A 10,370-nucleotide genomic window follows, 5' to 3' on the forward strand; every position below is an offset into this window, starting at 1 on the left:
TGCTTTTTAAATATAGGTTTGACAAATAGGGGAATGGGAATAACCTCACCCCCCAAGAAACAAGGGGAATGAGAGAATGGGCGCAATCGCATTCGGCGATGCTGGAGCGCAGGGCAGCGAAGCAGGCATTGCGGAGGAGAGCACCTTATCCTCCGACCGCGTGGCCCATCTTCTCTCCAGCCTCGAAAGCCGGCTTGACGCCGCTGCGATCCTCACCGGCGATGCGATTTCGGATGGTTATGCCGCCGATGCGACGGCTCGAGGTGCACGACCTGCGGTCGTTTTGCGTCCGCGCAACACCGAAGACGTTTCCGCCATTCTCTCTGCCGCCAACGAACTCCGCCAGCCGATCGTCGTACAGGGGGGCCGCACCGGGCTTTCCGGTTCTTCCCGGCCCGTCGAAGGTGAAGTCTCCATCTCGCTCGAACGCATGACTGGCATTGAGTCGATCGACGTCGCGGCCCAGACGGTGATCGTCAAGGCGGGCACACCGCTGCAGATCGTCCAGCAGGCGGCAAGCGATGTCGGCCTGTTCTTCGGCGTCGATATCGGTGCGCGCGGCACGGCCACGGTCGGCGGCAATATCGGCACCAATGCCGGCGGCATCCGGGTTCTGCGTTACGGCATGTATCGGGCGCAGGTCATGGGGCTTGAGGCGGTGCTGCCGGACGGCACTATTCTCTCATCGCTGAAAGGCCTGCCCAAGGACAATTCCGGCTACGACCTCAATCCGCTGTTCATCGGAACCGAAGGCACGATCGGCGTCGTCACGCGCGCCTGCCTGAAACTGCATCCGAAACCGCAGATCGAGCGCAACGCCTTCATCGCCCTGCCGTCGCTGAAGGCGGCGCAGGATCTGCTGGCGCGGCTGCGGGTCGAACTCTCCGGCCTCATCTCAGCCTTCGAGGCGATCTTTCCGAACGTCTACGAAGGCACCGTCGACTACATGGGGATCCGTCCTCCCGTCGAAAAAGGGGTGGGCATGTATGCGATGGTCGAAATCCACGGCCAGGCGCCGGATCAGGACAACGAACGTTTCGAGGCGGCGCTTGCCGCCGCGCTGGAGGATGGGCTGGCCACGGACGTGGTGCTCTCCAATTCTCTGCGCGAGTTCAACGCGCTCTGGGGCATCCGCGACGGCATCAACGACTATCTGTTCGGCAATGGGGTGACGATCGGCTTCGATATTTCGGTACCGCTTTCCCGCATGCAAGAATTTCTCGACAAGGCCGCGCTCGCCGTCGACGAGATCGATCCGCAGGCGCGGACCTATATCTTCGGCCATCTGGGCGACGGCAACCTGCACTACTGCATGTTCAGCCAGCACGAGAAAAAGGTCGCCGAGGCGATATTCTCGGGCATCGAGGCGGTCGGCGGCGGGGTTTCCGCCGAACACGGGATCGGCACCGACAAGGTGAAATACCTGAAATACGCCCGCAGCGAAGCCGAGATCGCCACCATGCGCCGGCTGAAAGCCGCATTCGACCCGAACTACATTCTTAATCGCGGCCGCGTCTTCGAGGCGCCGGTATCCGTGCAGCAGGCGGAGCGGGTCTAGATGTCGATCCATGCCACGCCGGAAAAAAAACCCTCGAACAGCAAGGTCAGCCTCGACGACCGCTACACGCTGGAGAAGGGCCGCATCCTGGTGTCGGGCACGCAGGCTCTCGTGCGCCTGCCGATGATCCAGCGTGAGCGGGATCTGGCGCGCGGCCTGAATACGGCCGGTTATGTTTCCGGTTACCGTGGCTCGCCACTTGCCGGTTTCGACCGTGAGATGGCACGTGCGAAAAAATTTCTCGATGCAGCGCATATAAAATTCCATCCGGGCCTCAACGAGGACATGGCGGCGACCGCCGTCTGGGGCACTCAGCAGACCGGCATGTTTCAGGGCTCGCGTTACGACGGCGTGTTCGGCATGTGGTACGGCAAGGGGCCGGGCGTCGACCGCAGCATGGACGTGATCCGCCATGCCAACGCGATCGGCACCAACCCGAACGGCGGCGTGCTGCTGCTGGTCGGTGACGACCACGGCGCGGTTTCCTCTACCCTGCCACACCAGAGCGAGCACAACCTGATTTCGGCCATGGTGCCGCTGCTGTCGCCGGCAGGCGTCGGCGAATATATCGAATACGGCCTGCTCGGCATTGCGATGAGCCGCTATTCCGGCGCCTGGGTGGGCTTCAAGTGCCAGACCGAGATCGTCGAGTGCTCGGCGACCGTCGATCTCGATCCGGACAAGCCGCAGATCGTTTTCCCCGACGAGACCTTTGCGCCGGACGGCCTGTCGCTGCGCTGGCCGGATGGGCCGCTTGCGATGGAGCTGCGGCTGGAGCGCAAGATGCTCGCCGTGCAGGCCTTTGCCCGCGCCAATCGGCTGGACCGCACTATTTGGGGAGCTACCGGCCGCGTCCGGCTCGGGATCGTCTCGACCGGCAAGTCCTGGCTCGATCTTCTTGGTGCGCTGGCGCTGCTCGGCATCAACGAAGCCCGCGCGGCGGAACTTGGTATCGCGCTCTACAAGGTCGGGATGGTCTGGCCGCTGGAGCCACAAGGGATCGCGGAGTTCGCCTCCCGCGTCGACGAACTGCTCGTGGTTGAGGAAAAACGCTCGATCCTCGAGGACCAGATCAAGGCGCAGCTCTTCAACCTGCCCACAGAGCGGCGTCCCCGCGTCTTCGGCAAGGCCGGCGAGAACGGCGCGACGCTGCTGCAGGCGATCGGTGAGATCGGCACATTGTCGGTGGCGAAAGCCATCCTCTCCCGGCTCGATCATTTCGATGAGGCGCTGCAGGCCAAGGCGCGTTTCGTGGAGGAAATGTCGATTGCCACGGGCGTCGAGGCGACCGCCCTGAAGCGCGACGCCTATTTCTGCTCCGGCTGTCCGCACAGCGTCTCGACCCGCCTGCCGGAGGGAAGCCGTGCCTCGACCGGTATCGGCTGCCACATGATGATCATCGGCAACGAGGACCGCAACACCTCGACCTTCACCCAGATGGGTGGCGAGGGTGGTTCGTGGATCGGCCTGTCGCCCTTCACCGACGAGAAGCACATCTTCGTCAACATGGGCGACGGCACCTATTTCCATTCCGGCCTGCTTGCCATCCGCGCGGGGATCGCTGCGAAGGTCAACGCCACCTACAAGATCCTCTACAATGACGCGGTCGCCATGACCGGTGGCCAGAAGCATGACGGCGACGTTACCGTGCCTGGCATTGTCGGGCAGATGCTGGCGGAAGGTGCGGCTCGCGTCGTGGTGGTCGCCGAGCGGCCGGAAGTCTGGCAGGGCAATCTGCCGCGCGAAGTCTCCATCCATCACCGCGACGAACTCGACGCGGTGCAGCGAGAGCTGCGCGACATCCCCGGCGTCACCGTCCTGGTCTACGACCAGGTCTGCGCCGCCGAAAAACGCCGCCGCCGCAAGCGCGGCGCCTATCCAGTCTCGGACAGCCGAGCCTTCATCAACGAACTGGTCTGCGAAGGCTGCGGCGACTGTTCCGCCGTCTCCAACTGCATCTCGATCGAGCCGCAGGAGACCGAATTCGGCCGCAAGCGCCGCATCAACCAGTCGAGCTGCAATACCGATCTTTCCTGCATCAAGGGTTTCTGTCCGAGCTTCGTCACCGTCGAAGGCGGCAGCATCAGCAAGCCGGCGGCGAAGTCGAAGGTGGTGAAGACCGACGACCTGCCGCTGCCCACTTTCACCGCGACTTTCGAGACGCCCTACAGCATGCTGCTCGCCGGCATCGGCGGCACCGGCGTCATCACGGTCAGCGCCATTCTAGCTCAAGCGGCGCTTCTTGATGGTCTGGCTCTGGTAACGCTCGACCAGACCGGGCTCGCTCAGAAAAACGGTTCGGTCGTTTCGCATATCCGGCTGGCGAAGGACCCGGCGCAGATCAATGCCGTGCGGGTCGGCCCCGGTGAAAGCGACCTCGTGCTCGGCTTCGATATCGTCGTCGCCGCGCAGAAGAATTCGCTTGCCTCGTTTGCGAAGAACAAGACGCGTGCCGTCATCGACGACCATTTCGCGCCGACCGCTTCCTTCGTGAAGGATACGACAATCGATTTCCGGCAGGAGGCGACGCTGAAATCGCTGCGCCGCGCCGCGGGTGAAGATGCGGTTGAGACGGTCGCCGCGACGGATATGGCAACCGCGCTGCTGGGTGATGCGATCGCCGCGAACATGTTCCTGCTGGGTCATGCCTGGCAGCGCGGGCTGGTGCCGATCAGCCTTGCCGCCATCGACAAGGCGATCGAGCTTAACGGCACGGGCATTGCCATGAACCGCGCCGCCTTCGGCTGGGGGCGTCGGGCGGCGGTGGACGTGGAGGCCGTTGCGCGTGCGGCCGGCCTCACCAAGTCGGAGTCGAAGACCGAGACGCTGGAAGAAATCGTCGCGCGTCGCACCGCCTTCCTCACGGACTACCAGAATGCGGCCTATGCGGCGCGTTATGCCGCTCTCGTCGATGTCGTGAAATCAGCCGAGGCGCAGCTGCGCGGCATAAGCGGGTTTGCGGAAGCGGTGGCGAAAAACGCCTTCAAGCTGATGGCCTACAAGGACGAATACGAAGTTGCCCGGCTGCATCGGGACAGGAGCTTTGAAAAGAAGCTTGCCGAGCAGTTCGAAGGTGATTTCAAGATCAAGCATCATCTTGCGCCGCCGATGATCGCCAAGATCGACCAGCGCACCGGCCATCCGGCCAAGATCGCCTTTGGCGCTTGGATCCGCCCCGTCTTCGGGGTTCTGGAAAAACTGAAATTCCTGCGCGGCACGTCCTTCGATCCCTTTGGCCGCACGGCCGAGCGGCGGATGGAACGGCAGCTGATCGCAGACTATTTTGCACTGGTGACCGAGCTTTCCGCCGGGCTCGATACCGCCAATCATGCGCTTGCTGTCGAGCTTGCCGGTCTGCCGGACATGGTCCGCGGCTTCGGCCATGTAAAGCTTGCCTCGATCACCAAGTTCGAGAAGCGCAAAGCCGATCTCCTTGCGAAATGGCGGGCGAGGGAGCCGCTCGTCCATGTCGCGTAACAGTCATCGTTCCTGAGAGTTTTCCGCAATGGCAGAAAAGATCATCATCGACACCGATCCCGGCCAGGACGACGCGCTGGCCATTCTGCTGGCGCTCGCCAGTCCGGAAATCGAAGTGCTGGGGATCGTCGCGGCAGCCGGCAACGTGCCGTTGTCGCTGACGACGAAGAACATCCGCAAGATCTGCGAACTGGCCGGCCGTCCCGACATCAAGGTATTCGCCGGCTGCAACCAGCCGATGACCGGGCCGCTCGTCACCGCCGAGCACGTGCATGGTGCGACCGGGCTCGATGGCGCCGACCTGCCCGAGCCGACCATGCCGCTTCAGGAACAGCATGGTGTCGATTTCATCATCGAGACGCTCTTGAGCGAACCGGAAGGCACCGTGACCGTCTGCACACTCGGCCCGCTCACCGACCTCGGCAAGGCGCTGACCCGGGCGCCTGAGATCGCCGGCCGTATCAGGCAAATCGTGCTGATGGGCGGCGGATTGTTCGAAGGCGGCAACATCACGCCGGCCGCGGAATTCAACATCTATGTCGACCCGCCGGCAGCTGCCGTGGTGTTTGGCTCAGGCGCGCCGATCGTGATGATGCCGCTCGACGTCACCCACAAGGCGCTGACGACCCGCGCCCGCGTCGCAGCAGTCCAGGCGATCGGTACGCCGCTCTCCGACGCGGTGGTCGGCTGGCTCGATTATTTCGAGCGCTTCGACGTGGCGAAATACGGCAGCGAAGGAGGGCCGCTGCACGATCCGAACGTGATCGCCTATCTCCTCAAGCCGGAGCTCTATTCCGGCCGGCTCTGCAATGTCGAGATCGAAACGGAGTCCGAACTCACCAAGGGCATGACGGTCGCCGACTGGTGGGGCGTCTCCGGCCGGCCGAAGAACGCGATGTTCATGCGCGATGTCGACGCCGACGGATTTTATGCGCTGCTGACCGAACGGCTATCGTGGTTTGGCCGCGCGGAGGCGGCGGCTCCGCCGAAGCTGCGGCTGGTGTAACTCTCAACCCTCATCCCTGTGCTTGTCACAGGGATCCAGTAGCGCCGCGTCTGCGGCGCGGAAGAGCCTTTTCAACCCAAGGACTTGGGCTGGCTGGATTCCTGTGACAAGCACAGGAATGAGGGTGTGTAGAGCGTCGTTGCCAATAATGAGCGCCAGTTCACCGTCACGGCCTCTTCCGAGGAATGATCAGCGCGTCGAGGATGCGCACGCCTTTGCCCTCGGGCAAGACCGCTACCGGATTGAGATCGATAGCTTCGATATCGTCCCCGTATTGCGCAGCGAACTCGGAGAGCCTGACCAGCAGTTCGGCGAGGGCCCTGCGATCCGCCTTCGGTGCGCCGCGATAGCCTTCCAGCAGCGATGCCAGTTTCGTTTCGCCGATCATCGCATCAGCGCGGGCAAGGTCGATCGGCAGGAGGTCGAAGGCGCTGTCCTTCACCAGTTCCACCAGCACCCCGCCGATGCCGACCACGAGGCCGAAACCGAAGGGTTCGTGGCGCACGAGGCCGACTAGGGCCTCGACGCCGCCCGTCACCATTTCCTGTACCGAAACGCCGCGCAGATCCGCATTCGGGGCGTAGGCGCGGGCGCTTGCGATGATGGCGTCGAAGGCGGCGCGAGCTTGCGCTTCAGAAGCGATGCCGAGTTTCACGCCGCCCGCTTCGGTCTTGTGCAGAATATCCGGCGACTCGATCTTCATGACGACCGGGAAGCCAAGTTTCCGAGCTGCTTCCGCGGCGGCATCGGCATCGGTGACCAGATATTCGCTCGGAACCGGCAACCCTTCGGCGGCGAGCAGTTGCTTGGCCTCGCGTTCGGTCAAAGCACCGGCGGGGAGGCTTTTCTTTGTCGCGGTTGTCTTGTCGGGCCAGGAGACGAGGCGGCTTTGAGTGATCAGGCTGCGGACGGCTGTCAGCGCGCTTTTCGTACCGCGCAGCACCGGCACCGTCGAAAGCTTGGCCTCGATATCCGGGTGATGGCCGGAGGAGAGGTTGCTCATGAATACGACCGGCACCTTGCCCGTCCCGGCATAATCGGAAACCGCTTCGGCGATGCCGAGATATTCGGAAGCGCAGAAATCGTCGAGGCCAACGGGTGCGTCCTGCGTGGCGACGATCAGGCCGACCGAAGCATCGTCGGCGAGCGCGTGCAGGACATCGCGGTAGATCTTGCCGTCCGCGAAGACGACGCCAGTCGTGTCGAGCGGGTTCTGGGGTGTGGCAAAGGGCGGCAGCAGGGCCTTTATCCGTGCGACCGCTCCGGGGTGCAGGTCGGGCAAGAAAATGCCGACCTCATCTGCGATATCCGAAACATGCGCGACGCCGCCGCCGGAGACGCCGACGATGGCGACGCCGGGCTTGGAGGGGCGGTCCTTCAGGTCCAGGCAGAGCGTCGCCGTCTCCATGAAGCCGTCCATGTCCGAGACTTCGATAATGCCGGTCCGGCGGAGGAAGGCGCGGTAGGCGTCGTTGCTGCCGGCGAGCGAACCGGTATGGGCGGCGGTCGCCTGGGCACCGCGTTCGGATCGGCCGGCGCGAAGAGCGATCACCGGCTTGTTGGCCGCGTGCATCTTCTCCATCGCGGCCGCGAGTTTCTCCGGTTCGCGGATGGCTTCGAGGACGATGCCAACGACACTGGTTTGGTCATCCGTCGCCAGGAATTCGAGATAGTCGGGAATGTCGGTCGCTGCGCTGTTGCCGGAGGAGACGATGTGGCTGAGTCCGAAGCGGCCGGTATTGCCGAGCGCGATCGCACTGGCGCCGGAATGGGAGAGGATGGCGAAGCGGCCCTTTTCGAGATTGGTCGAGAGGCTGGAGGAATAGAGGGCGGCGCCGGAGCCAAGGTTGAAGAGGCCAAGGCAGTTCGGGCCGCAGATCGCCATGCCGTAGCGCTCGGCGATCTCGACCAGTTGCCGCTGGCGCTCGCGGCCGGCCTCGTCGAGTTCCGCGAAACCGGAGGCCAGCACGACCGCCGCCTTGACGCCGGTGCTGCCGGCCTCCTCGAGGGCCGCAATCACCTTGTCGGCGGCGATCCCGATCACCGCGACATCGGGTGAATTGGTCAGCGCCGAGAGGGAGGGTGAGGCGGGAAGCCCGAAGATCGTCCCGGCCTTCGGATGCACCGGGATGATCTGTCCCTGATAGCCGAAGCGTATCAGGTTCTTCATGACGTAGCTGGAGGAGGCGTCGGCGCGCTCGGTGGCGCCGACGACTGCGACGGAGCGTGGCGCCATCAAGGCTCGCATCGCTGCTTTTGGGTCCATGGGCGTGTTGGCCGCCATGGCCGAAACCTCAGTCGAGGCCCTTGAAGGGGTCGTCACGGAAGGCGAGATATTCCTTCAGCGACATTTTGGCGAGGTTTGCCATCCACTCGCGGCCCTGCCGGGTGACGTGGAGGGCGGCAATCGCTTCGATATTGTACTGGAACGACGGCATCAGCCCGGCGACCATCTGCTGGTTGTTGATCGAGGCCTTGGTGTATCTCAGCGCCGGCACCGGCATGCGGGCCAGCTTGCGGGCGAGGTTCTCGGTCTTTTCCTTGAGCTGGTCGGCCGGTACCACCTTGTTGATCAGGTGCATGCGCAGGGCCTCTTGCGCATCTACCATGTCTCCGGTGAACATCAGCCAGCGCACGTCGCGGGTGGCGAGCAGCCAGGGCATCATCAGCGCCGGCGGGCCGGAATTGTGGCGCACTTCCGGTTCGCCGAACTTGGCGTTGTCGGCGGCGATCGCCAGATCGCAGCACATCATCAGCTCAAGTGCGCCGGCAAGAGCGTAACCGTTGACTGACGCAATGACGGGGATCGGGGCGCGCCAGATGTTGAGCAGGGCCTCGGCATTTTCCGACATGTCTTCGCGCCAGAAATCGATGTCGACATCGAAATCGCCGCCCTGGAGGTCGTAGCCGGAGGAGAAAGCGCGCCCGGTGCCGGTGATGACGAGCGCATTGACGTCCGGATCGGCGACGGCTGCGGCAACCGCCGCGTCGATCTCGCGGATCACCGTCTTGTTCATCGCGTTCATCTTGTCAGGGCGATTGATGGTGATCGTCGCGAACTTGTCGGTCAAATCCTTCTCGTAAAGGATCGTCTCGTAGCCGTTCATTTGCTGGTTCATGGGCAGTTCCCCTTGTTCTTGAACTATTTGCCGGCCTTCTTCAGCGCCGCGTAGGCGACGGCCATCTTCGCGGCGAGACGCGCGTTGTTCTTCACTAGCTCGATATTGGCCTTGAGGCTCTCGCCCTTGGAAAGCTCGTTGATACGGGCGAGCAGGAAAGGCGTCAGTTCCTTGCGGCCGATGCCGCGCTCTTCCGCCTCGCGCACTGCGTCCGAGATCGTGCCGTCGATGAAGTCTGGGGTCAGCGCCGCCGCTTCCGGGATCGGGTTGGCGATCAAGAGACCGGTGCCGGTGCCGAGCTGGTGGTGCAGATACATGGCCCTGGCGATCTCTTCCGGCGTATCGAGCCGGTGGTCGGCCTTGAAACCGCTCTTGCGGGTGAAAAAGGCCGGGAAATCGTCGGTGCCGTAAGCGATGACCGGAACTCGCTGGGTTTCGAGATATTCCAGCGTCTTGGCGATATCGAGGATCGACTTGACGCCGGCGCAGACGACCGCGGTTTTGGTGCGGCCGAGCTCCGTCAGGTCGGCGGAAATGTCGAACGTCTGCTCGGCGCCCCGATGCACGCCACCAACGCCGCCGGTGGCGAAAATGTCGATGCCGGCAAGATCGGCCATCAGCATGGTCGCGGAAACCGTGGTGCCGGCAGACTGGCCGCGGACCATGGCGACGGCGAGGTCGCGGCCGGATGCCTTCACGACGCCCTTCGCCTTAGCCAGTTCTTCCAGTTCGCTGTGTTCGAGGCCGACGCGCAGCTCGCCGTTGACGACGGCGATGGTCGCCGGGATCGCGCCGTTCTCGCGGATCACCGCCTCGACGCCGAGTGCGGTTTCGAGATTGGCGGGGTAGGGCATGCCATGGGTGATGATCGTCGATTCCAGCGCCACGACCGGGCCGCCGGCTGCGATCGTTTCGGCCACTTCGCGGCTCAGCTTCGGTTTGATGAGGGCCATTTCGGTATTCCTTAAATCGTTTTCGACCGGTCGAAGGTCAGCCGGCCAATCGGTGCATATTGGCTTCCAGGAAGCGTTCGGACAGGTCCGTATGGACGCTTGCGGTGCTTTCGGTGGTCAGCGTGCCGAGCAACGCGCCGGTGCGGGCCGCATTGTAAGTGTCCTCGCCGTGCAGGATCCGGTGCAGCGTGCCCGCGATCATCGCATCCCCTGCGCCGGTGATATCGACTGGCCGGGCATGGACTGCCGGGAAGGTG

The 10,370-nt window shown here is 63.6% G+C and carries 7 protein-coding genes; 3 read left to right on the forward strand and 4 right to left on the reverse strand.

Annotation, left to right across the window (positions count from 1 at the left end):
- Nucleotides 1–76: 76 nt before the first annotated feature.
- From MOV61_RS05930 to MOV61_RS05940, 3 genes are read left to right on the forward strand one after another with little or no spacing between them, the layout of a single operon-like run.
- Nucleotides 77–1,558: an FAD-binding oxidoreductase gene (locus tag MOV61_RS05930; RefSeq protein ID WP_247135923.1), complete on the forward strand. Its 1,482-nt coding sequence runs from the start codon at nt 77–79 to the stop codon at nt 1,556–1,558.
- On the forward strand, nt 1,559–5,035 hold the full coding sequence (locus MOV61_RS05935; RefSeq protein WP_247135924.1) for an indolepyruvate ferredoxin oxidoreductase family protein: 3,477 nt from the start codon (nt 1,559–1,561) through the stop codon (nt 5,033–5,035).
- Nucleotides 5,036–5,063: 28 nt separating this feature from the next.
- Nucleotides 5,064–6,041 carry a nucleoside hydrolase gene (locus MOV61_RS05940; protein ID WP_247135925.1) on the forward strand — a complete coding sequence of 326 codons (978 nt, stop codon included), beginning with the start codon at nt 5,064–5,066 and terminating at the stop codon, nt 6,039–6,041.
- A 166-nt stretch (nt 6,042–6,207) separates the two neighbouring features.
- Here the strand turns inward: MOV61_RS05940 and MOV61_RS05945 are convergent, their stop codons facing one another.
- The 4 genes from MOV61_RS05945 to MOV61_RS05960 all read right to left on the reverse strand — a co-directional run.
- Nucleotides 6,208–8,277: an acetate--CoA ligase family protein gene (locus tag MOV61_RS05945; protein ID WP_247135926.1), complete on the reverse strand. Its 2,070-nt coding sequence runs from the start codon at nt 8,275–8,277 to the stop codon at nt 6,208–6,210.
- A 58-nt stretch (nt 8,278–8,335) separates the two neighbouring features.
- The gene (locus MOV61_RS05950; RefSeq protein WP_038545850.1) at nt 8,336–9,160 is read right to left on the reverse strand and encodes an enoyl-CoA hydratase/isomerase family protein; all 825 of its coding nucleotides are present in this window, start codon (nt 9,158–9,160) and stop codon (nt 8,336–8,338) included.
- Nucleotides 9,161–9,183: 23 nt separating this feature from the next.
- Entirely contained in the window at nt 9,184–10,113 is a 930-nt protein-coding gene (locus MOV61_RS05955; protein ID WP_247135927.1) for a pseudouridine-5'-phosphate glycosidase, read from the reverse strand.
- 37 nt (nt 10,114–10,150) lie between these two features.
- The coding region (locus tag MOV61_RS05960) for a PfkB family carbohydrate kinase (protein WP_247135928.1) at nt 10,151–10,370 on the reverse strand (220 nt) is incomplete at its 5' end.

Origin of the sequence: Neorhizobium sp. BETTINA12A, from assembly GCF_023006485.1 — a bacterium.
Classification (GTDB): Bacteria; Pseudomonadota; Alphaproteobacteria; order Rhizobiales; family Rhizobiaceae; genus Neorhizobium.